The sequence below is a fragment of the Halalkalibaculum sp. DA384 genome (assembly GCF_043951955.1).
Lineage (GTDB): Bacteria > Bacteroidota > Rhodothermia > Balneolales > Balneolaceae > JAMQKA01.
Genome location: NZ_JBINJE010000032.1, coordinates 1 through 21,067, shown reverse-complemented (window position 1 = coordinate 21,067; position 21,067 = coordinate 1). Strand labels below are relative to the sequence as shown.

Genomic DNA, 21,067 nt, shown 5'->3' with positions numbered 1-21,067 from the left:
TTACCCCAATAATTTCAAGCTGTTTTTAGTCCACACCGGTACCACAGGTGTTCACATGGGTCCGCAAGCCTGTCACCACCGTCCACAGCTGTGTCACAGGTGTTCACAGGCGTGTCAAATCCTTCCGGAATCATGCCAGATCCTTCCGCAGCTGTCCGCACCGGTTGAAGGTATCCCCACCGGGAAATAGATTCGAGGTGTTATCATGTAATCGCAACCCCACAGGTACTTCGAATGGGCCCCCAGGCAGCTACCACACAAAACGGCATTTCCGGGCGGACGGAAGAACCCAATCCCACGATCAGGCGCTTCTCCGAGGCCGGAACCCACACCGAACGGGCGGCCCGGTCCGGTCCAGTAACCAACCTGCAGTATCTCGATGAGTCCGAGCTGGTCGATCCCACCGAGCACCAGGAGCTGGCCCTGAGCGCTGAGCGGATCTATGAAAACTATCCCTTTTACGGCACGCTCATGAAGCTTAAAGGGGCCCACTATCGCAAAGTCCGGGATATCCCGAAGCGGAACCCGATCTGTATTGAAGATGTGGAACGCAAATACGGGGCCGGGGAGTATGAGCTGCGGCTGACCACCCAGGACGAGCGGCACCTGAACCTGTCCTTTACCGTAGAGAAGGAGCCCGAGCCCGCTTCCTCCCCACCAGCCGAAGTGGGCCGACCGGACCCGATGGCCGAGCGTACCCAGCAAAAGACGGCCGAGGCCTACGAGGAGATCATTCGGCTGCTGGAGGATCGTAACCGGAATATGCAGGCCGAGCTGGACCGCAAATCGGCCCGGGTCCGGGAGCTGACCGAGGAGCTGGCCGAGCTGGATCGGCAGACCGAACGCCGCAAGCGCACTCTCAGGCAGGAACTACAGGCCGAGATCGACCGCCTCAAGGACCGGATGCAGGACCTGAAATTCGAAAACTTTGAGCTCCAGCAGGAACTCAAGTACGCCGATGCAGACAAAAGCTTTAGCCTGGTCGATACGATCAAAGAGGCCGCCAAAGATCCCGACACGGTGAAGATGCTGGCACCCCTTATGAATAAGTTGTTTGGCGGAACGATGCCGCAACAGGGGCAACCGGCGGCCCTCAACGGAAGAGTCAATCCTCAACAGTCTCCACAGGAGCAACCCTCTCGGCAACCCCGCCCGCCCGCCGAAGAACAAGACCCTTCCCCCGAAGAACCCAACCAACAATCTACCCCGAATCAAATGCAGCATATGTTACAACAGTTTTCATCCCAGGTAATACAGAATGCGGCCTCGTCGATGTTGCACGGCCAGCCCGCCGCAGAGCAATTGGGGAACATGGTGCTACAGGGCGTTAAGCACCTTGAATCCAACGGCATGGAAATTCAGCCTGGCATGTGGATCGGCATTTCCAAACAGTTGGTGGAATTTGCTATTTCTAATTCCATTACAGCCGAAAAAGCCGCCGCAACGATCAAACCGATTCTTGAGCAGTTCGACGGGGCGGCCAGCAACCTGAAGTTTGTACCCGCCGAAGCGGCAGCTAACCTGCTAATCAGCAAATATGATATTACGGTGACCAAGCCGCAAAGAGAGTTTTTAGTGAAGATCCTCGATGTATTCAAGCAGAAACTGAAAGAATCATAGATGCCCCTGTTAGCTCAACAACATACTACAGAACATCCCAACAGTCAGCGGTCAACGCCACGACTAGCGGGAGGGACCGGGAGCGTACGGCCCGCGAACTCCCCAACATTGGAGCGGTTGCCCTATCCGGGATTAAATGGGGTGTTGGAACGTATGAGGGAGATGGTTGAGAAATACAAGGGCCATCCCAAAATTCGGGATTGGGCGGTTAAAATAACGGCAGGTACTCCCAGAGATATACGGACGGGGCTGCCGGACCGACGAAATTTCCACAATATTGCGGATGCCGTGTACCAGTGGATGAAAAAGAATGTAGCCTACGTTCGGGATCCCCACGATATCGAGTGGCTGCAGTCCCCGATCAGAACATTGGAAAAAAGAGAGGGCTTGAAATACGGATATGGAGATTGTGATGACCAAAGTATTGCCGCGGCCACCCTGTTAAGCAGTATCGGCATCCCCACGCGGTTCAAAGTAGTGAAGGCCGATCCAGGCAAACCGAACGCCTATTCGCACGTGTACCTGGAATATAAAGCAGACGGGCAATGGAAGCCGTTTGACCCGACCCTGCACACCCAGGCGGGGGACGGGCTGAAAGACCACCAGATATTTGCCTCCAGGACCATTCCGTTGGGGGATCCACTACATGATTCCTTACACGGGTGCCGGTGCTCGGGGGACGGGCTTTCCGGTATCCCCGGAATAACATATTGGAAATTAACCGGGGTTGTATTACTGGCCGGGGCCCTGGCACTTTCCTGGTGGCGATGCCGAAACCGGTCAATGTAGTGTGTTGACGGTGATCTGTTGGGAACGCAGAAATTTATAACCAAACCGACACATTATGGGCGCTTTAATTGGACAGCAAGAACCTCTGGATGTTGGAGATCGACTCCAGGAGGCCGGACTGGGGATTGAACCGGGAACTATCACCGCCGCTACGACGGCTGCAACGAGCATTATTCCCAAAATTTTTGGCGGCAGCAGTTGTTCGGGCTCTGATCGGCAGAAACGCCAACAGATGGAGCAACAGATTGCGCAGTACCTGAACTACAGCGACCGGCAGGAACTTGTCGGTGTGGCCGAATCAAGCATCTCCCCGACTCCGAAAGATATGGCCCATTTCTTTGTAGGTGGGAAAGATTGCAAGCATAAGAACGTATCGCCGGGCGACCGGCAATTTTTAAACCAGTTGCCCAAACGTATCGCGCAACGCCGCGGGGAGCTGGAACCGTCACACCCCCATTCCGGGTCCGGGCTACCGGCCAACATGAGCGTGGCAACGGCCAGCCTGGCTCCTCCGCTGAAATATGTGCTATATGGTATTGGGGCGCTTGGTGTGGGCACCGCTGCTTATGCCGGGTATAACAAGTTTATTAAAAATTAAGGGGCTCTCATGGGAAACCTGCTAGGATATCAGAATCAAGCGGAATCAGAACATACCCTTGGATTTATTTTCGGGGGTGGTGATTGCAGTTTTACCAAGATGCAAACCGAGAAACGATTGCGCGAAGCATTGGAGAAATATACGACCCGGGCCGAACGGGCCGAGTTCATCCGTTCTACCGGGACAAGTACCAGTCGCATTTCGCCAACCCCGGCGGCAATGGCCCGGTTTCACCGGGGTGGGAAAGATTGCAAGCACAAAAATGTAGCCCCACAGCACCAGCGATTTCTCGATCGCATTGAAGGATGGCTGCAAGAAAAAGTGCGGGCGTATCAGAAAAACAAATACCAGGAATTCAAGCAGCAGTACCAGGCATCGATTACAAAAAACGATGGCAGTCCCGCTACAGAACCGGCCGACCCCAACGGTTCGCTGCCCGCCTCCGGTCAAACGGGCGGGCAAAACGGGCAGCAGTCTCAACCACCCAATGACCAATCGCCTGGCCAAACAGGGGCCCAAACCGATACGCAACCATCGGGCCAGCAGGATCAGCAGACGCCTGTATCCCAGGGCCTTATCCCCGGGATGTCCAGGAACATGAGTTATATAACCCTTGGCGGGCTCACCTTGCTTGCGTTGGGTACAGCCGCCGCATTATCAAATTAATCAGCTACTACCATGTATTTAGATCAAAAAGATCCCATACCCGCAAACACGAATTTACTTTCCGACGGCGATGCTGGCAGCCAGAGCAAGACACCGTGCGAGAAGCTGAAAGCCGGTGAGAACCTGTCGGTAATAGGGGCCGTTCGCTCGTGGGCCCAGGCCAACAAGGATTGGCTCCCGTGGGCCGCTGCCGGACTTTTCGGCATCTATGTCCTTGGAAGACGAAACCAATAAGCCCCAGCTATGCAGCAACCAACCGAAGACGTCCGGATTATCGACCTTGAGCCGATTGGCGGCGGGAAAGTAAGCGAGGAGAAGTTCCAAAACGCGGTGGAAACCATTTTCGGGGCCGTCAAAAGCCTTGGTAAAGACACCGCCGAAGCGAGGCCCGATACCAGCACGACTCCGACGGCCGAGCAGGATCCCCTGGCCGGTATTCCCTGGGAAAGGATCAAGCGATATGGACTGTATACCGGTGGGACGATCACAGCTATCTATCTCATAGGAAAAGCACTCGAATAATGAATCAAGCACGTACAGGATATGTGGGGGCTCCCACGCTGGCGGACGCTGAACGGCGATCCGGTGGCCTTGCTGATGTGATTAACAGCGATTTTGCCACCGTAAATATCCTTGAGCGATTTCCCAAGCAGGGGCAGCCACCCCGGGGCGTGCCGTTTTCGGTAAAAATAGAGGTGCAAACCTTCCGCTCCGGGGGCGATTTCTGGCGCACGCCCTTTGCCTGCCTCGATGCGTTTGTGGTGGCCCGCGGGCTATACCAGCACCAGGACAAGATATTGGGATCCTCTTTTGTGCGTACCGATGCCTTCCGCGGCTGTCGGGGGGAGGCTACGCTCACGTTCAGCCCGGAGTTTCGGGCGGGACCAACCGACTGGGTACGGTTTGAGATCTACAAAGGCGGCACGCAGGAGTTGTTTGAGGACCGCACCACGCTGCAGAGGGTTAAAAACGGAGAGGTTGAAATGGTCGCCCAATCGGAGCCGATGCGGTTCAATGCCTCCCAGGATGAGCTGTATAAGGCAGGCGTGATCACCGAACCGGAATCGGTATTCAAAAGTTTTCAAAATCCGCTGTTTAGCAATCTGCGCAGCACGGTCGGAAGCGTAACCATGCTGGTAGGGGTGAGCCTGGCCGCCTACCTGGTCTGGAAAAATGGCGATGCGATCAAGCGGTTTGTCTCTACCAAGATGGACGCCGTGGCACCCACAACCCTTAAAAAGAAGCTGACAGGATGAATCACTCGTTAGGTGAGATAGAAGAAGCGGAAATTATTTCAGAGGAGACCATTCCCCTTGCCGACCGGCCGTGGGGAGAGGATGGGTTTTTAAGCTGGATCGCGCGTCAGGCGGACCGGCTCAGCGAAGGGAACCGCGGGCAGCTGATTACCAATACCCTGATTTGGGCCGATTATGCGAAGGACAGCGGCCGGTTGCGTGAGGCCTATCGCCAGGGCGAGGTGGAAATTGACCGGTATTTCGACCAGGTGGATATCGAACGGATAATCAACGACAGCGGCCCGAGGCTGGAAGAAAAACTTGGTGATCTGATCAAACATAATGTACCTGGATTAATCGCCGGTACTATTATAGCGGCAGGATCCATATTAGCCATTAAAAATTACAGGAATAGCTAACCATGATTAGTACCGCTGAACTTGCAGAAAAAAAATTCACGGGTATAACACTACCCGCCCCCTATGGGCCAATGTTAGGTAAGATTCCTATGGACGTCTCCGGCGCTATTTGGGGACCGAAAGGAAGTGGAAAATCCACGATGGCCGTTGACCTTGCATACGTACTTGCCAACGAGTTGGGCAAAGGGATTTACTGCAGCAGTGAGGAAGGTCCGGGGCCTTCGATGCAAGGTAAAATAAAACGGCTGGGCGCTGAACATCCCGATTTAATGGTGACTGATTTTGAAGGACTTGAGGATCTGAAAGCCGCCGTCAAATACAGCAAGTCGAAATTTGTGGTATTGGATTCGGCCAGCATGGGATATGTGAAGTTAGCAGAATTTGAAGCTTTCCATGATTGGTGCAAAGATCAAAATGTGATGCTTTGGTATATCCTCCATGCTACCAAAGACGGCAATTATAAAGGTAATACGATGATGGTGCACATGCCGGATATCGAGATCAAGGTGTGCGACGGGGTGGCCGAAACCGAAAAAAATCGTTTTGAGGAAACACCGCGCTCGATGGAGGTGGTTTTTGAGCGGGGGAAACGAGAGAATCCCGATAAGGCCGAAACCAATTCTGATGAACGGCATGACAATTTGGTAATAAAAGAGCATTTCCGAGGTGATACATACGGGAGCTCCGATTTTGGCCGGTTTAAAAAATGGCTTAAAAAGAATTATCCCCGTAAAGCTGAAAAAGCAAAAGAAATATGGGATACGCCTGAGTATGGTTCGGATCGACCGGAACCTAACAGGCGTCTCAATCCCGCCGACGAAGATCTCTTATATGGTATTGAGTATATCGAAAATCCCGATGAGGTATTGCGGGAAAACCGCGGCGTTGAGCCGGACGATATCTACGATATGATCACCGACAGCATTATTTCGGTTATTGAAGAAAACGAAACATTGCCCTGGCAAAAACGATATGGTACCGGCTTTGATCACGGGATGGCTACCAATTTTGCTTCCAAAAAACCGTATCGCGGTATCAATTGGGTTATGCTCAATTTCTTTAAGTGGATCCGCATCGAGGGCAAAAAGAAATTAGTCGAAGGGTCTTTTAAGAATCCCTATTACTTGACCTTTAACCAGGTAGAAGAATTGGGCGGGAAAGTTAAAAAGGGAGCCGTAGCACAAAAGGCGTTCTTTTTTACCCTGCTTTATAAATATGAGCAGGACGATCCCACATTGGAGTTTGGCACCTATGATCGGGATAAATTTATCGATTGGCTAAACGATCATAGCAGTCAAATCAATCTGATGAAAGAGGCCGGTGGCCAGTACGGCGGCGTTTTTACCGCAGAGGAAATCGCTGACCAGTCGGTTATACCCATCGTTAAATACTATTCGGTATTCAACGGTGAGGATATCGAAGGAATCGACTTTGGCGGCGATTTTGATGCAGAAAAATTATCCGATGAACATAAAATCGACATTGCGGAGCAAATATTTCAGAGCTATCCCAACAAGCCCGAATTAAGGCATGATGAGCAAAAGCCCTATTACAATCGCAGAAAGGACTTTATCAACATGCCGAAGTTTGGCTCGTATGATGAACCGCAATACTACTATTCTACCCTGTTTCACGAATCTATCCATTCTACCGGTCATAAAAGCCGCCTGGATCGGGAGTTCGGGAAACAGTTTGGAGATGAGAAATACGCTTTTGAAGAATTGGTTGCGGAAATGGGTGCTGCTTACTTGTCAGCCGAGGCCGGAATCCTGTTTAAAACACGGGAGCAAAGCGCAGCCTATCTTAAAAGCTGGAACGAGCGACTTGTTGAAGCTATGAAAGAGCATAACAAGTTCTTTTTCCGTGCGGCCAGCCGGTCCCAGGAGGCCGCCGACTATATTTTGGATCGGGATGCCGACGGGGTACCGGCGTATCGAGCTGATGTAAAAGTTCAGCGCACCAATCCCGAAACCGATACCAAATGTTTGGTTACCACCAATGCCAAAACCAACGATAAAAAAGACGGTATTGAGATTCGTTTTTCCGATGCACCACCCCAAACGGTACGCGACAAGCTGAAAAAAGCGGGGTTCTTTTTCTACACCCCCAACGGGAAACAACCGTTTTGGGCTGCCAAGAAAACAGCCTATCGCCTTGACGTTGCCAAAGAGATTGCCGGTGAGTTCTCAGATGGGAAACGACAGGCGGCCGATGTAGCATCTACCGGTAACGAATCCAATACATCTGAGAAGGATTCCGGTAGCAATGAATCCAACACATCCAAGCCCAAAGGTAATTTTGTATTAGGCAACGAAACCACGGTTGATTTTAAGGCGGACGGCTCCATCCAGGAGCAAGGCTATTATGCAATTATGGAAGTGGCAGACGTGATCCCGTCCCACAACAAAGATTGCAGTCCCAACAGCAAGCATAAAATAAGCAAGGGACAGCCGCGGGATCGCAGCTTAGATGCGTTGTGCAACCAGCCGAAATTTATCGCACAAAACCTGAATCCGACGTCTATAACAAAGGGGAATTTAGCGTTCAACGGTGCTTCAACCGTGCTGCCCGACGGACAGGTAATTCAGGGCAACGGCCGAGGCATTGCGCTAAAAATTGCCTACGACGAGCATCCCCAAAACGCCAAAAAATATAAGCAGTATTTGATAGATCATGCCGGTAATTGGGGCTTATCTAAACCCGAAATAAAGAATTTCAAGCAACCGGTACTGGTTCGCGTGCTGGATGTTTCCGAAGATCGGGCCATTGAGCTTGGCAATGTCGTTGATACCTCCCAGGCCAAAATGAGCAAGGTTGACCAGGGCAAAGCCTATATCCGGAACCTGCCGAAAGATCGAAAACAAGCGATTGGCAACCTGATTAATGATTCATCCGGTGAAACAATCGGTGAGGTGATCGACGATGTGGGAATGCGCATTTTAGATCAGATCAACGATGTAGACCGGCAGGGACTTGTCGAGGATAATGGCCTTACCAGTGAGGGCAAAGACTTTTTGCGGTCGGTATTTGCAGGGCTCGTGTTTGATTCCGAAGAAAACAAACAGGCGTTGCAGCACTTTATGAATCTAAAGCATACCCAAAAAGCCGGACTGGAACGCAGTTACGGGAATATCATCCCCTTTATTGATACCGAGGCCGATATCGCGCCAACGATTCAAAAAGCCGTTGAGATTGTTGCCCAGGTGCAACGTACCGACGGCATCGATACCGTTGACGATTTTATGAATCAATCCGACGCCTTTACCGGTGCCAATACCGACCGTTTTACCGAGCAGGAAGCCCAACTGGCCCAATTCCTGCTGGATCAGACGACCCAGAAAGGTATTCGCGACGGGTTCCGCATGTACCAGTGGAAAGTAAACGGCAAAGAGGATCTGTTTAATCCCATCGATAAGGTTTCCCCGCCGCAAGCATTTGAAGATGCGTTTGTAAAACGAATGCGAATTAATCCCAGCGGTGATCAAGTAACACTGTTGCCCGTATCGGAATTTGAAACCGGCGACATTATCCGGGATTTCTACGATACTGATAAATTTGAAGTTATCGGCACCAAAGGCGACGATTTTATCATCAAAAACACCCGCACGGGACGCAAAGAAAATATTGCGGCCGACGTGAAACGATTTGTCCCGGATCGGCAGGAAACGCCTACTCTTTCCCTGTTTGAGCAGGTGCGGGATAACCCCGATGAGCCGCTGATCTATATCGGTACCACCGAAAAAATTACCATTGATGATGGCCGCAGAACCAAAGGGTTACAAGGGGCGTTTCCCACATTTGTCAGTGAGGATAAACTGTTTGTCGTACCCGAATATCGCGTGCGCGAAGTGGCTAACATGGTAGAGTCCGAGGCGGCTGTGGCCGGATACGAGGAATGGCATAACTACGAGGCCGACGAGACTGATTTTGAGATCGACTGGCCCGCCGATAAACCCGCGCACCCGGTCGGGACAGCTCAAAAAATCTGGTATGCCTCTGATAAAGTGATCCAGCCCGGCGACGAAGAAGGAAAAATAAACCACTACGTACATGAATTTGATGCTGGCAAGCGACCGGCGGTTGTGAAGGGCGATATCTTGATTGTGGGCAACATTGATTGGAATGGCCGCGGATTGTTGAACTAAGAACGTCGAAGCGAACCAATAAAAACCTTTTAACAGGAGATCGCATGAAAGTGTATGCGAAAAACCCAGCTCCGGAGGATGTTGACACGGTCGACAATCCGGCGGAATTAGTGGTCCAAAATCCAACTAAATCCAGCAGGAAAATGGGAAAATTTAAACGCAAACGAGACAAAAAAGGACGATTTATGTCACGAAAGAACGCAGCAGATGATTTTGTAGATACGGGCAAGAACCTGTTCACCGAATTTGGACTGGCCGCGCTCGCAGCAACCGGTACCGTTAAAGGGGCCCAGTATCTGTTAAAACAGATTCCGGTCAACCTCCCGCAATGGGCCAGAGAATGGTTGATGATTATCGGGCCCGGCGTTGCCGGTATTGGTGTATCGATGTATGCCGACAAGAACAGTGCCATCTGGCAAGGTGTTGCCGGTGGTATGGTCCTGGCTAGCGCCAACGGACTTTCCGACAAACTGATTGAGGGCGTAGCCCCCGGCGGGATGTCTGACGGTGCCACGGTCGGGGAGATGGACCTAATCCTGAAACCCGACGGCTATCTGTATGACAAAGAGGGGAACAGGGTGGCCAAGGCCAATATTGACCAAGGCAAGATGGCCTCACCAGCTCTGCCGGAAAGTGGCGGTGGATTTGCCACGGGCGAATCGCACCTGCTGCAAGATTCTGATTTTTCGGAATCCTTCGAAGGCGGGGAGGCGTGGGCCGCTTAACCCGAAGCATGTAATACTACTTAGACGTGGAGTTGATTCGGTTGGCTGTTGGGAGTTAACCGAAACACACAACTAGACGAAGAGGAACTCCCTATGTCTAAGTACAAGAATATTCCAGCATTACCTTCCGACGTAGAAATTATTAAACGCTTTGATACCCGTGAAATTGACGGGGCCACCTCAAAGCTTTCGCTGTTCCCTCCCCAGCCCACCCGGGATGAATCGCAGCGAAACTATGTGAAAAACCCATTCCAGGGCAATCACAACCACATTGTGCTTGACCTTTCGCTGAACCTGACCTCCCACATCATCCTGGAAGACGATGCCGGTAAGGTGAACCCGGTGGAAATTGCCAATATCCTGAAAGATGCCACCGTACTGGTCGAGACCAACGGCGGCCGCACCGAGCGCATCCTGCAGCCGGTCAGCGACTACATGAACTTCTCGCAATCCCGCGGGCAGATTGCCATCACCAATGACGGGGCAACCGCACCCAGCGTGCTTTCCCGTACGATGGTAACAGTAGAGGCGACCGGCCCCCGTCGCGTGCCCGACCTGTTTTACCTGACCAAAAACGAGTCGTTCACCTTTGATATCGTCTTCAACGATGGGTCGAAGCTGCCCAGCGCGGCCGACTATACCCCCGGCCGTCTGGCGAATTACCGCCCAGTTCACCCTGGCGCAGGTAGACGATCAGCAGCTGAACCGCTACCGCAACGCATTCCGCAGTGCGAACGGCTAAGCCCGCTTGCCATCCTTTCGGCCTGCCTGCCAGCGTGCATCTGGCAGGCAGGTTTTATTCCTGCGATTCATTTAATAACCGACGACGAATATCATGAATACCCAGTTAGAACAGCTTTTACAGCAGGCACAATATTACACGCCCTCCAAGACTATTACGATTGAATCAGGGAAAACAAACACCCTGATATTTACCGGCCTGAACGGCAATGCCTACGGCGTAAACCGGATGCTGCCGGGCGGCAGTGGCCTGTCACAGATTACCGCAACGGTGGCCTTTAACAACGGCCGGGACAAACGATTTGAAGACGTACAACTGGAGACCTTGCGGAACCTGTTTTTAGCGCGATCGCTCCGCGGTGCTATCGTTATAGAGCGCGGTACGGAAGTGATCGTCACGCTCACCAACAACGATTCTTCCGATCACCAGGTAAATTTTTCGCTGGTGGGGTATGACAGCGCACACCTGCACAAGAAACAAGCTTCCTACAGGGCGAATGGAGTCAAATTCCCCGAGCCGGAATTTGTCTACATCACCGAAACGATCAATGCAGGCGTTGGGCAGCAGCGGTTTTCGGTGAACCTCCCGGCCTACAAGCTGCGCCTGTACCGCATGGCCGCCAGCACGACCGGCACCGATAGCGAAATACGCCTGTCTATTCGCCAGGGGAGGACCCGCATTAAACCCGAAGTGTTTCTGCAGCAGCTCAACGATGAGTTCCGTGACAAGGATATCATCCTGCCGCGGACCCTGCAGGCGCACACCCCCTTCGATCTGTTTGTGACCAACAGCGGGGCCAGTGCTCACCAGGTGAGCTTCCTCGCCGAATGCTATCGAATCTAACCCAAAGGAGTAGGATATGACGAATGCAAAATACCAGATCCTGTGCCAGCAGCTGGACCAGCTGAAAACCATCCAGCAGCTACTGAGCCGGCAAACCGGGGCCGGCGGGGAGGTCACCTCTCTGATCGTCCCCATTACGATTGGCAACAACGACCCGCAGCGGTTTGTCCAGCGTAACGCCAACCGCGTGGGGCTGGTCATCCATAACAACAGCGGATCGGCGCTCTATTTGGCATTAAGCAACGATGAGGTCCAGGTCGGGGAGACTTTCTACAGCTTTTACATACCCGGAAACGATCACCTGATTTTGGACCAGGATACCTTGCTTGAAACCTATAAAGGGGAGCTTTGGGGTGTTTGGGAACAAGGAGCCCCGGCCGACAGCAGGGCGATGATCACGGAGCTCAGCAAGGAGGTAGCGGTATGAGCCGGTTTTATCCTCCATCGGGCGGCAATACTCTGGGGTTCGACCTCTATGTGGTTTCGGCCATGATCAAAGATGGTTCATTGCTCGTCAGCTGGTCCTCCGGAGAGCCCGCGACCGAGCAGATCGATTACGGCATTGAGGATGATACGGTTCCCAACCAAACGTCCATTCCTATTGATGACCAGGGGCAACGAATCTACACGATCATGCACGAGGTCTACTTTCCACAGACCTACGTGGATACCACCCACTACTTTCGCGTTCGCAGCCAAAATCGGGCGGGTAAGGAGCTGGTAAGCCCGGTCTACAGCGTGTATGTGACCTCGAAACTTGCCACCAGTTCGGAGGGGGCCAGGCTGCAGGCAGCCATTCAACAGGTCCAACCGACCAAAAGCTCTTTTGCGACGGTTTCCGGGCCCAGCTCTGATCCCCATGCCAACGCCACCCCCGAAGGCAGCGCGGAGGTAACCCTGGTGCACGATGCCACCAAACCCCTGATCCCCACCGGTGGCACTGCCAATCAAACAACCACTTTTGAAACCAATATTAATACGACAGTAGCATGACCATGAAGAAGCTTCAAAATACCTTAACCGTTGGCAAAGAACTGCAAGGACTCGACCTGTACGCCTCAATCAAGATGGATGGGCAGGAGCTGCAACGCTTCAAGTGTGACAGCTTTGTTGGGAACTTCCCTCACCTGCTTCAAGCCCTGTTTCATGGAGGTTACGTAAATGTTCCAAAGCCGATGGCACCCCACAATGCTTATGGCATCACCGAGCCACCCACCGGCATTGACAATGCCAGCAACGCAAGCCCTATTGAGGTCAACCTTACCGAAACTGATTTCCTTACCAATTGGCAGGACAACGAGGACATAATCTGGATTTGGGGCGTTCAGGGCAATACTGCTGCCAACGGATACTTTACTGGCGTCAAGGTGGATAGCGACCAGTTAAAGCTTTACGATTTGGATGGCAACCCGGTTGCCGGTAATGGAGCCTATACGAGTGGAGGAAAAGCCCATGTTATGGGCTTTCGAGACTGGTATCCTATGCGGATGGGGAACGACGGGGAATATTGGGGAGAGTTATTGCAGCATTGGCAGGTTATAGTAGGCGCAAATTCAGATGCTACTCATGTGAACGACTACTACCTGAAAGACCGTATACCGCATGGGAGTAACGACGGTCAGCTCTCGCATGGATCACGTAGCATTAGTGCCATAGTAACCGACAAGCCCAGCAGTCGGTTCACTATTTCCAAGCCTTTTACTAATCAAGGGACGACCGATATAACGGTAAGCGAAATTGGAATCACTTCACAGGGCAGTGATTATAACAACAATGGCGATTTTGAAGGGGTAAATTTCCCCGGCTTACTGATGGTACGAGACACCTTGGGTTCGTCAGTAACGATTCCAGCCGGTAAAACGCTCACCGTTGATTATGAGCTGGTAATTCAACTGTCCCCCGATACCCAAGACACCGAGACAGATGGCACCAACGGTGGCTTTATACAAAATTTCATGTATGATATACGAAGCATGGCAGTAGGTGGTAACAACACACAAGGATTTGTGTTCAATATGGCTGTGCCTTCAGGACACATGGGTGGGGATGCAGCCTCACAGACCGGCAAAGCCTATGATTTTGGCATACGAGTTGGAACCGATAACACCTACGTTTCGATGACCGATACCGACTGCAAAGGCCCGATTGCCCATGGGGATGGAGCCGGGCAGCTGTGGTATTACGGAATGAACGTTGAGGAAGTAGTCCGGGATACCGCAAGCAACAAAGCCTACTTTAAGGTGAATCGTATTGTAGAGAACCGAACCGGCAATTCCATAACCATTGGAGAGATTGCCCTGTTTGGCAATAATCGAGAAAACAATGCCCATTCGAATGGTATGTATTCTGCCTGCATTGCCCGAACTGCCTTGAAATCCACCGATCAGATCACAATCGCTGCCGGGGAGTTTGCCCAAATTGAATACACCATTGAAATCATTGTGTGATGGCCAGTCCCGCCAACATAGCGAACCAGCTGGCGGCGGCCAGGGAAGGCGGACTACTCCCGGTATTCCGACGGGCGGCCCGCCGGTGGAAGGTTCCGCTGGAAGTGCTGTTGGCCGTGGCCTCCCGCGAGACCGGGATGGGCACCGACCGCTACTACCGGAATAATGGCTTTACCGGTCGGGATGGGCACGGTAAGGGCATTATGCAAATTGATGACCGGTATCACCATTTTGCAACCATTACAGCCCCGAACGATCATGAGCAAATGATTCAATACGGTGCCCGGTTTCTAAGTGAATTGCGCGACCGGTTTGGCAGCATTAAGGAGGCCCTTTCGGCATACAATGCCGGTCCGGATGCCGTGTATACCGCCCGCGTCCGGGGGATAGATCCCGATTTCTACACCACCGGGGGCGATTACAGCCGGGATGTGCTGGCACGTGCAGAGATGATAAAAAAGGAGCTCAGTCTCGGACTCGACAAGGCCCAATCGTTGATTCCCGCTATGCTGGTACTGATGGGTGGGATGGGCTATCTGTATTCTCAAATTGTATCTACGAACCAAGGATAACGATCATGGGTAACTTATTAGGTGCACAGCAACAACAATCGGAATTGGGAATGACAAGCAGGACAAGAGCCCGTCTTAGAACGTTTGAACCGGTACGAATTTCCCGCGGCGATGGCAGGTCCAAAAGCGACAGGAATGATCGATCAGGTGGCTCCTCCGGGTCGGCAGGCAGACGGCTGGACCATCGAAATATCCCCCCGCCGCCAACCGATGAGGGGCCGCCACCAGGTCCGGAACCGAAACTGACGATTACCACTTCCGATCCGGATTCAGAAGAGTCCAACGATGAATCCGCGGGCAAGGGCAGCGATAGCTCAGGTGGATCATCTGGCGATCCTGAAGGGTCAGGGGGCATGAAGCTGGACCATCGAAATATTCCCCCGCCACCCTCCGATGAAGGTCCCCCGCCAAGCCCGGAACAGGAGGTCACGATTACAACTGATCAGCCGGATCCTGAGCAGTCCAACGAAAAACCGGTCCAACCCGAAACCGGCGGCAATATTGTTGACGAGCTTAAAAGTAGATTGAAAGCTGTTGACCCGGCGGTGTACTACACGGTGGGTGGGGGAGCAACGCTTTTACTGTTAATTGCAGCATTAAACAGGTAGGAAATGGGCACATTATTAGGACAAGTATCGACGCAACATGCGGGGCTGGGAGCAGTTTCTATTCCGGATTCATACCTGAAGGATGACCCCGCGTATTATCCGGAACTTCCGGAAGAGCCCACGATGACGGGGAAGGAATGGAATCAGCTCTCAGAGAAAGAGAAGCAGGCCTGGATGCGGTATCAGCGTGATCAGAAAGTCAAGATCAACCAGATAAAAGATGTACGAAAAGGAATTGAGCGCATCGAACAAATGCAGGGCCGACCGGCGACCCGGCAGGAAGTTGATTTGTTACTCAAGACGATGGATCACAATCGACTGTATATAGATGATGGAAATGACCGGGTGACACTAAACAGCGGAGCTTCAGCTGGTGATTGGCTAGCCAAGAATCCGGGTATCGCTGCCCTCATACAGCCCGCAAAGTACAAAGACGACAATTATTTGGTGGTAAAGCGCTTTTCAGAAGCCGAACGGAACCGGCTTAAAAAAAAGAAGAGCAGTTTCACATTGGATGATATGCTCAAGTATGTGCGGTTGTATAAGCGGATCCACATAAATGACAAAGGGCAAACCCGGTATTTTGAAAGCGAACAAAACCTGAAAGAGTGGCTCCAGGACCATCCCGAGAAGCTTAAAGAGTTAGAACGTAACAAAACGGGGAGTTCCGCCTTTGTTATTAAAAAACCGCCTCCTCGGCGCCCCGCGAAAACGAGCGCGGCAGACAATGCAAACCGTCCAGACAACCGAAGTGCAAGTCCAACCGGCCCCAGTCAAGCCAATACAACCGCAACTGATAGCAGCTCTACGGCCTCACCGGACAGCAAATCTGCAACGGTATCGTCAACGCTAAAGCGGATCCCCACGTGGGGGTGGGGGCTCGGCGGTGTAGCATTATTGCTGCTACTAAACAGATAATTTGGTATGGAATACCTGACTCAGCATTCAACAGATATTAATCTACTGTCCGATACCCGTCGCATGTTGCGTCTAACGATCCCGCATATGCAGGGAGAGGATGTGAAAACAGTACAGCGCAAGCTGGCCTTGAAACCGTGCGGCAAATACGGTCCGGATACCAGGGCCGCTGTCATGGAATTTCAGGCCCGGGAAGGATTGGCCGTTGACGGGATCGTAGGCCCCAACACCTGGGCCGCTCTCGATGAGATATCAACCGTACCGGCACAACCGAAGAGCAGTGTAATAGGCAGGATAAAAGCCCTCCCTGCTGTCGCTATGGACTGGTGGCGACGCCTTTCACCCACCGAAAAGCTGATGTATGGGGCCGGAGGAGCAGCTCTTTTGGTAGGCATTGGCTTTACACTCCATAAAAAGAATGGTCGCTGATGATTATTGGGATGATGATATCAATCTTTTTGAATCCAAATAGGATTAAACGAATGAGTACAGAGATAGTTGGAGTAATAGCTGCATGTATAGGCGCATTAATTACGGGGCTGTTTAACTGGATTAGGTCAACCGACCGAACCGATACGGATGATCGCATTCAATTTCGCGCTGATATCCTGGATCGCCTGAAAGTAGTTGAAGCACGGACAAAACACCTGGAGGAGGAGGTTACCATCTGGAAAATACGGTATTGGTCACTGTATGCCCAATCGCTTCAACAGTATGATATATCACCACCGGAATTTCACGAAATGGATTTACAGGATCTTGAAAAGTCCTATCGGGAAGCCATAGAAAAGCTCAACCAAAAACGATAGAATTATGGACTTATCACATTATGGCGCACCAAACTTTGTAATTGAGGAGCTAGTTCCCCCCAAACTATTGGAAAATCACGGTTCTCATCGTTGCTTGCAGTTACTTGATCATCGTATTATTACGCTTGCCCAGTTCAATAAAGATTACTTGAGTGCCCATTTTGGAGAAGAGATAAAAGTTATAATAAACAATTACAAATGGGGAGGTGAGCGAAAGCTCAGTGGGCTACGACCATTCGACTGTCAGATCGGTTCGTCGTTAAGTCAACACAAATTTGGTCGAGCATTGGATTGCCAGTATAAACGTGGTGTTAATGGGGAGAAAATTCCTGCTGATGTAGTACGCGATGTAATAAATCAAGATCCAGAGTCTTGGCTAAATGCCGGTCTTACTACGATTGAAAATGGTGAATTTGCACCGACTTGGGTACACCAAGATATCCGAGCCACTGGATTGGACCATATTTTTATCGTAGAACCATGATTTAAAATTAATTTACAGCCAGTATGGAACCGATAAATGCTGTAGCAAAATTCGGACTTGGAATTATAGATAAATTATTTCCTGACAAAGCGGAGGCCAGAGAAGCCAAAGTGAAATTAATGGAGCTTGAACAACAGGGTCAGTTGAAAGAGCTTGAAATACAAATGTCCGCTATATTAGCTGAAGCAAGAAGCACCGACCCGTGGACCAGTCGCGCACGACCTTCCTTCTTATATGTGTTTTACGTACTACTTCTTTTTTCTATTCCAATGGGTGTGCTAACAGCTGTTAATCCCGAACTGGGTCAGGCTATTAATGAGGGTATTAAAACCTATTTGGGTGCACTTCCAAATGAACTCTGGTGGCTGTTTGGAACCGGCTATTTAGGGTACGTAGGGGGACGCAGCTTCGATAAGAAAAAGATTATGGAAAAATTTGCAAAATAGAAGCTATTCTAGTTATTGGCTGGAAATGGTATTTTATTATCGGGCAAGTCAAATTCCAGTAGTAGTGTTTCTTTGTTGAGTTTCTGATAGTTGTGTAATCGTCGATGGGCAGCAAGGCAGTATCGGGTAACCAAGGTTAAATAGTTTTTTGTAGATAATCCTCTCTCTTTACACTCATCGCCAATAATTCGAAGGTCATCCATTATTTTATTAGGGTTGTAGTTATATTTTCTGTAGTAAGCTATGCGCATAAGAGTGCATATTTTCTTTTCAAACCGGACCCTGAAGGTACGGGGATATTTCATGCATTCGTGATAAATAATGCGAATATCTTGTTGAAGCATTGTCATGAGCAATTAGCTAATTTTTAAAATAATTTCGTTGGCCCTATCCAGCTTTTCAAACCACTTCTTACGGGACTCTTCATTGTTGGGCATTAACTGATAGGCATCCCAAATTAACTGGTAATAAGAGATCGTATTTGTAGTATCATTTTTGGGGGCCAAAGTAGATGTTATATCCATTTTCATCCGTTCTTTGATATTTTTAAGGATCTCTGAACTGGTATTAATCATTTCCAGATCTTCATACGGCTCTTTACCGGAGAGATAATCAAACAGGCTATTTAGTTCGTTATTATACCACTCAACTCGTTCTGTAATAGATTTATTTACCCATTCTTGGTCCATTACATAACCATTTTATTATTGATGGTTGCACAGAAATATAATAAAGAGTTACTTAACACAAATTGAATATAACCAGATCTGATATGTGTATTTATTATGACGCACACGGTGTGAAACATTATATTGAAGAGGAATTCAATATTGATCCAGATCAGATTGAGATTGAATTCCCTGATACTTATAAAGTAGCCCCGACAATGCCAGCTCCAGTGGTATTTAAGGATTCGGACGGACGTAAAATAGAACTTTTTGAGTTTGGTATGATGCCTAACTGGGGTAAAGCAGAAGACAAGCAAAAAAATCAGTATCGGTTTTTCAACGCTCGTGATGACAAACTGTTGGAAAGCGGATTATGGAAACCATGTTTCAAGAGTCGCCGGTGTATCATCCCAGCCAATGGTTTCTATGAACCACATAAATTCCACACTGAAATAGAGCAACCAGGAGGGAGGAAGCCCAGCGATTCTATTCCGTTTTATTTCCACTTGAAAAGCAGACCTGTATTTGGGTTTGCCGGTATATGGGATGAATGGACAAATAAAGAAACCGGGGAAGCCATTAAAAGCTTTTCAATTATAACAACCAGTCCAAATAAAATTATCAAGAGAATCCATAATAAAAAGCCGCGAACACCTTTGATATTGGCACGTGAGGATTATGATTTTTGGTTGAATGACCCGAATAAACCAGAAGATTATTTTGAGTCTGGTATTTTTGAGCCTTGGCCCGATGACGATATGGAGGCCTGGCAAGTAACTAAATCTCTGGATTACGGTGGCAATGGCCCGGAACTTATTGAGCCGGTTGAGAATCCGGTAGATATATCAGAACAAGGCAATTTATTTTAAAAAGGAGGTTTCATATGGTTTGTTGTATTTCAAACCATCCGTAGTACACCAAGTGTTTTATCAAAAGCTTAATCATTTCCCCGTTTTCGCTTTTCTATTTCCCGCTGTTTACGCAACAAATTTTTCGCCCTCAAATGAGTATAACGGTTGGTCACATTACTGGATGAATGTCCAGCCATGTATTGAGCTTCTGATGTATTAAACCCGTCCTCAATCCATTGGGTGATTCGCTCATGCCGCATACCATGCAACGTTCGTGTACTTGGTAAATTTGCTTTCTTGAGATACCTTTTGAATTCGCGGTAGGCACGATCCCCGGTAACTGGCCACCCTTTCTTGCTTCCCCCCAGGTAGACAAAAACGTATTCGTCTGGTTTAACTGGTCCTCTTATCTCCAGATAGGTTTTCATTTGATCTCGCCAGAATGTTTTCATCGGGATGATACGCTCTTTCCTTCCCTTGGTAATTCCCAGGTAAATTGCAGCCAGTTCTCCGTCCTCATAGTATAAATTTTCACCTTTCAGACCTGAATAAGACAATTCGGGATCATAACCTGCCTCGTTTCTTCGCAATCCCCCATAAAAGTAGCAGCAAATAAGAGGCTTAAACCACTGCTGGGAAAAGTAGGGACAATACTCCGGAAGTTTCTTTTTCCGTTCCACTTCTTTATCGAAAGCCTCAAATACCTGCATTAATTCTTCATCCGATATCATTTTTGGAATTACGCTGGATTTCTTCGGTGGTAGGTTTTTTCTCAGAATCTCGAAGTAATCTTCCTGTACAATTTCTCTGTCCTTTAGCGTATTCCAAAAAACCCGCAACTGCCGGTAGTAAAAATGTCGGGTCGTACTCTTTATTCCAGGTTTAAATATGACTTTCTCAAAATGATATAAACCTACCTGTTGAATCGGTAGATCTTCTATATCATTCAATTTAATGAAATGCTCCACCGCTTGTTCATAGGCCCCTTGTTTGTGGACGCGTCGTTTCTGGTCATTACGGACCGTTTTATTAGATAAATGACTTTTCAACTCGTAAAAATAATCGGCCGCCTCTCTGACGGTATGTACCGGAACCGGTTGTTTCTTTTTATTGAGGTTTTCGAGCACCTTCTGTGGTTCAAAATACTTGCTGTATGGATCGATGTCTCCCCGTTCCTCCAGTTCTTCGAGTTGTTGTAACGCTTTTTCAGCATTGTCTTTATAACGAATGCCTAAACTTTTCGTCGACTCGAAAACTTCTCCGTCGATCATTTTCGAAAATTTAATGTAATAGTACTTTCCTCTTTTTTTGAGTGATGCCATGATTATGGGTTCTTAAAATTGTACCCAAATTGTACCCAAAATTGTACCCAAATTGGGGGAAAGCAGAGGAAATGGCTGTTCCTTTTTGTTCCTTTCCGTTCCTTTTTATTCCTTCGTTGTGCGCGGAAAAGAAACAAAAAAAGGCCATTAAAACGCCTGA

The 21,067-nt window shown here is 49.7% G+C and carries 26 protein-coding genes; 23 read left to right on the top strand and 3 right to left on the bottom strand.

Features of this window, described 5'->3' with window-relative positions; translation table 11 throughout:
* Positions 1-234 precede the first annotated feature (234 nt).
* From ACG2E4_RS15080 to ACG2E4_RS14975, 22 genes are all read left to right on the top strand, one after another.
* Entirely contained in the window at positions 235-1,620 is a 1,386-nt protein-coding gene (locus ACG2E4_RS15080) for a hypothetical protein (protein WP_395277065.1), read from the top strand.
* Positions 1,621-2,409 (top strand): transglutaminase family protein, encoded by a 789-nt coding sequence (locus tag ACG2E4_RS15075; RefSeq protein WP_395277064.1) that lies wholly within the window; start codon positions 1,621-1,623, stop codon positions 2,407-2,409.
* A 55-nt stretch (positions 2,410-2,464) separates the two neighbouring features.
* Positions 2,465-3,007: a hypothetical protein gene (locus ACG2E4_RS15070; protein WP_395277063.1), complete on the top strand. Its 543-nt coding sequence runs from the start codon at positions 2,465-2,467 to the stop codon at positions 3,005-3,007.
* Positions 3,008-3,016: 9 nt separating this feature from the next.
* Positions 3,017-3,673 carry a hypothetical protein gene (locus tag ACG2E4_RS15065; protein WP_395277062.1) on the top strand — a complete coding sequence of 219 codons (657 nt, stop codon included), beginning with the start codon at positions 3,017-3,019 and terminating at the stop codon, positions 3,671-3,673.
* Positions 3,674-3,685: 12 nt separating this feature from the next.
* A complete protein-coding gene (locus tag ACG2E4_RS15060; protein WP_395277061.1) occupies positions 3,686-3,907 on the top strand; it encodes a hypothetical protein in 222 nt (73 codons plus the stop codon).
* 9 nt (positions 3,908-3,916) lie between these two features.
* The gene (locus ACG2E4_RS15055) at positions 3,917-4,195 is read left to right on the top strand and encodes a hypothetical protein (protein ID WP_395277060.1); all 279 of its coding nucleotides are present in this window, start codon (positions 3,917-3,919) and stop codon (positions 4,193-4,195) included.
* A complete protein-coding gene (locus ACG2E4_RS15050; protein WP_395277059.1) occupies positions 4,195-4,929 on the top strand; it encodes a hypothetical protein in 735 nt (244 codons plus the stop codon). Before ACG2E4_RS15055 ends, ACG2E4_RS15050 begins: the two co-directional genes overlap by 1 nt.
* Entirely contained in the window at positions 4,926-5,327 is a 402-nt protein-coding gene (locus ACG2E4_RS15045; RefSeq protein ID WP_395277058.1) for a hypothetical protein, read from the top strand. Before ACG2E4_RS15050 ends, ACG2E4_RS15045 begins: the two co-directional genes overlap by 4 nt.
* A 2-nt stretch (positions 5,328-5,329) precedes the next feature.
* Positions 5,330-9,472 carry a zincin-like metallopeptidase domain-containing protein gene (locus ACG2E4_RS15040; RefSeq protein WP_395277057.1) on the top strand — a complete coding sequence of 1,381 codons (4,143 nt, stop codon included), beginning with the start codon at positions 5,330-5,332 and terminating at the stop codon, positions 9,470-9,472.
* Positions 9,473-9,657: 185 nt separating this feature from the next.
* On the top strand, positions 9,658-10,197 hold the full coding sequence (locus ACG2E4_RS15035) for a hypothetical protein (RefSeq protein WP_395277056.1): 540 nt from the start codon (positions 9,658-9,660) through the stop codon (positions 10,195-10,197).
* A gap of 93 nt (positions 10,198-10,290) precedes the next feature.
* Positions 10,291-11,103, top strand: a complete 813-nt coding sequence (locus ACG2E4_RS15030) for a hypothetical protein (RefSeq protein WP_395277055.1) — start codon at positions 10,291-10,293, stop codon at positions 11,101-11,103.
* Positions 11,033-11,782, top strand: a complete 750-nt coding sequence (locus ACG2E4_RS15025; RefSeq protein WP_395277054.1) for a hypothetical protein — start codon at positions 11,033-11,035, stop codon at positions 11,780-11,782. The genes ACG2E4_RS15030 and ACG2E4_RS15025 overlap by 71 nt, the downstream gene beginning before the upstream one ends.
* Positions 11,783-11,798: 16 nt before the next feature.
* Entirely contained in the window at positions 11,799-12,209 is a 411-nt protein-coding gene (locus ACG2E4_RS15020; RefSeq protein ID WP_395277053.1) for a hypothetical protein, read from the top strand.
* A complete protein-coding gene (locus ACG2E4_RS15015; RefSeq protein ID WP_395277052.1) occupies positions 12,206-12,775 on the top strand; it encodes a hypothetical protein in 570 nt (189 codons plus the stop codon). Before ACG2E4_RS15020 ends, ACG2E4_RS15015 begins: the two co-directional genes overlap by 4 nt.
* Positions 12,776-12,777: 2 nt before the next feature.
* A complete protein-coding gene (locus tag ACG2E4_RS15010; protein WP_395277051.1) occupies positions 12,778-14,229 on the top strand; it encodes a hypothetical protein in 1,452 nt (483 codons plus the stop codon).
* Positions 14,229-14,801 carry a transglycosylase SLT domain-containing protein gene (locus tag ACG2E4_RS15005; protein WP_395277050.1) on the top strand — a complete coding sequence of 191 codons (573 nt, stop codon included), beginning with the start codon at positions 14,229-14,231 and terminating at the stop codon, positions 14,799-14,801. The genes ACG2E4_RS15010 and ACG2E4_RS15005 overlap by 1 nt, the downstream gene beginning before the upstream one ends.
* Positions 14,802-14,806: 5 nt before the next feature.
* The gene (locus tag ACG2E4_RS15000) at positions 14,807-15,409 is read left to right on the top strand and encodes a hypothetical protein (protein WP_395277049.1); all 603 of its coding nucleotides are present in this window, start codon (positions 14,807-14,809) and stop codon (positions 15,407-15,409) included.
* Positions 15,410-15,412: 3 nt separating this feature from the next.
* Positions 15,413-16,327: a hypothetical protein gene (locus ACG2E4_RS14995; RefSeq protein ID WP_395277048.1), complete on the top strand. Its 915-nt coding sequence runs from the start codon at positions 15,413-15,415 to the stop codon at positions 16,325-16,327.
* A 6-nt stretch (positions 16,328-16,333) separates the two neighbouring features.
* Positions 16,334-16,756 (top strand): peptidoglycan-binding protein, encoded by a 423-nt coding sequence (locus tag ACG2E4_RS14990; protein WP_395277046.1) that lies wholly within the window; start codon positions 16,334-16,336, stop codon positions 16,754-16,756.
* 53 nt (positions 16,757-16,809) lie between these two features.
* Positions 16,810-17,136: a hypothetical protein gene (locus ACG2E4_RS14985; RefSeq protein WP_395277045.1), complete on the top strand. Its 327-nt coding sequence runs from the start codon at positions 16,810-16,812 to the stop codon at positions 17,134-17,136.
* Between the two features lie 4 nt (positions 17,137-17,140).
* Positions 17,141-17,620: a hypothetical protein gene (locus ACG2E4_RS14980; protein ID WP_395277044.1), complete on the top strand. Its 480-nt coding sequence runs from the start codon at positions 17,141-17,143 to the stop codon at positions 17,618-17,620.
* Between the two features lie 23 nt (positions 17,621-17,643).
* Positions 17,644-18,066, top strand: coding sequence for a holin family protein (locus ACG2E4_RS14975; RefSeq protein WP_395277043.1), 423 nt, complete (start codon positions 17,644-17,646; stop codon positions 18,064-18,066).
* Between the two features lie 356 nt (positions 18,067-18,422).
* On the opposite strand, the gene ACG2E4_RS14970 is transcribed toward ACG2E4_RS14975, so the two are convergent.
* A complete protein-coding gene (locus ACG2E4_RS14970) occupies positions 18,423-18,755 on the bottom strand; it encodes a hypothetical protein (protein ID WP_395277042.1) in 333 nt (110 codons plus the stop codon).
* An 83-nt stretch (positions 18,756-18,838) separates the two neighbouring features.
* Here ACG2E4_RS14970 and ACG2E4_RS14965 point away from each other — a divergent pair, with 83 nt between their 5' ends.
* On the top strand, positions 18,839-19,603 hold the full coding sequence (locus ACG2E4_RS14965; protein ID WP_395277041.1) for an SOS response-associated peptidase: 765 nt from the start codon (positions 18,839-18,841) through the stop codon (positions 19,601-19,603).
* A 68-nt stretch (positions 19,604-19,671) separates the two neighbouring features.
* On the opposite strand, the gene ACG2E4_RS14960 is transcribed toward ACG2E4_RS14965, so the two are convergent.
* Positions 19,672-20,856: a tyrosine-type recombinase/integrase gene (locus ACG2E4_RS14960; RefSeq protein ID WP_395277040.1), complete on the bottom strand. Its 1,185-nt coding sequence runs from the start codon at positions 20,854-20,856 to the stop codon at positions 19,672-19,674.
* Positions 20,857-20,866: 10 nt separating this feature from the next.
* Positions 20,867-21,067 (bottom strand): hypothetical protein (locus ACG2E4_RS14955; protein ID WP_395277039.1); only part of this gene is annotated, 201 nt, incomplete at its 5' end.

Coding starts and splice junctions, on each gene's coding strand:
- ACG2E4_RS15040 (WP_395277057.1), top strand. CDS start 5,330: ATGATTAGTACCGCTGAACTTGCAGAAAAAAAATTCACGGGTATAACA.
- ACG2E4_RS15020 (WP_395277053.1), top strand. CDS start 11,799: ATGACGAATGCAAAATACCAGATCCTGTGCCAGCAGCTGGACCAGCTG.
- ACG2E4_RS14975 (WP_395277043.1), top strand. CDS start 17,644: ATGGAACCGATAAATGCTGTAGCAAAATTCGGACTTGGAATTATAGAT.
- ACG2E4_RS14970 (WP_395277042.1), bottom strand. CDS start 18,755: ATGGACCAAGAATGGGTAAATAAATCTATTACAGAACGAGTTGAGTGG.
- ACG2E4_RS15075 (WP_395277064.1), top strand. CDS start 1,621: ATGCCCCTGTTAGCTCAACAACATACTACAGAACATCCCAACAGTCAG.
- ACG2E4_RS14980 (WP_395277044.1), top strand. CDS start 17,141: ATGGACTTATCACATTATGGCGCACCAAACTTTGTAATTGAGGAGCTA.
- ACG2E4_RS14995 (WP_395277048.1), top strand. CDS start 15,413: ATGGGCACATTATTAGGACAAGTATCGACGCAACATGCGGGGCTGGGA.
- ACG2E4_RS15070 (WP_395277063.1), top strand. CDS start 2,465: ATGGGCGCTTTAATTGGACAGCAAGAACCTCTGGATGTTGGAGATCGA.
- ACG2E4_RS14985 (WP_395277045.1), top strand. CDS start 16,810: ATGAGTACAGAGATAGTTGGAGTAATAGCTGCATGTATAGGCGCATTA.
- ACG2E4_RS15080 (WP_395277065.1), top strand. CDS start 235: ATGGGCCCCCAGGCAGCTACCACACAAAACGGCATTTCCGGGCGGACG.
- ACG2E4_RS15010 (WP_395277051.1), top strand. CDS start 12,778: ATGAAGAAGCTTCAAAATACCTTAACCGTTGGCAAAGAACTGCAAGGA.
- ACG2E4_RS15050 (WP_395277059.1), top strand. CDS start 4,195: ATGAATCAAGCACGTACAGGATATGTGGGGGCTCCCACGCTGGCGGAC.
- ACG2E4_RS15005 (WP_395277050.1), top strand. CDS start 14,229: ATGGCCAGTCCCGCCAACATAGCGAACCAGCTGGCGGCGGCCAGGGAA.
- ACG2E4_RS15030 (WP_395277055.1), top strand. CDS start 10,291: ATGTCTAAGTACAAGAATATTCCAGCATTACCTTCCGACGTAGAAATT.
- ACG2E4_RS14960 (WP_395277040.1), bottom strand. CDS start 20,856: ATGATCGACGGAGAAGTTTTCGAGTCGACGAAAAGTTTAGGCATTCGT.
- ACG2E4_RS15035 (WP_395277056.1), top strand. CDS start 9,658: ATGTCACGAAAGAACGCAGCAGATGATTTTGTAGATACGGGCAAGAAC.
- ACG2E4_RS15065 (WP_395277062.1), top strand. CDS start 3,017: ATGGGAAACCTGCTAGGATATCAGAATCAAGCGGAATCAGAACATACC.
- ACG2E4_RS15000 (WP_395277049.1), top strand. CDS start 14,807: ATGGGTAACTTATTAGGTGCACAGCAACAACAATCGGAATTGGGAATG.
- ACG2E4_RS14965 (WP_395277041.1), top strand. CDS start 18,839: ATGTGTATTTATTATGACGCACACGGTGTGAAACATTATATTGAAGAG.
- ACG2E4_RS15015 (WP_395277052.1), top strand. CDS start 12,206: ATGAGCCGGTTTTATCCTCCATCGGGCGGCAATACTCTGGGGTTCGAC.
- ACG2E4_RS15025 (WP_395277054.1), top strand. CDS start 11,033: ATGAATACCCAGTTAGAACAGCTTTTACAGCAGGCACAATATTACACG.
- ACG2E4_RS14990 (WP_395277046.1), top strand. CDS start 16,334: ATGGAATACCTGACTCAGCATTCAACAGATATTAATCTACTGTCCGAT.
- ACG2E4_RS15055 (WP_395277060.1), top strand. CDS start 3,917: ATGCAGCAACCAACCGAAGACGTCCGGATTATCGACCTTGAGCCGATT.
- ACG2E4_RS15045 (WP_395277058.1), top strand. CDS start 4,926: ATGAATCACTCGTTAGGTGAGATAGAAGAAGCGGAAATTATTTCAGAG.
- ACG2E4_RS15060 (WP_395277061.1), top strand. CDS start 3,686: ATGTATTTAGATCAAAAAGATCCCATACCCGCAAACACGAATTTACTT.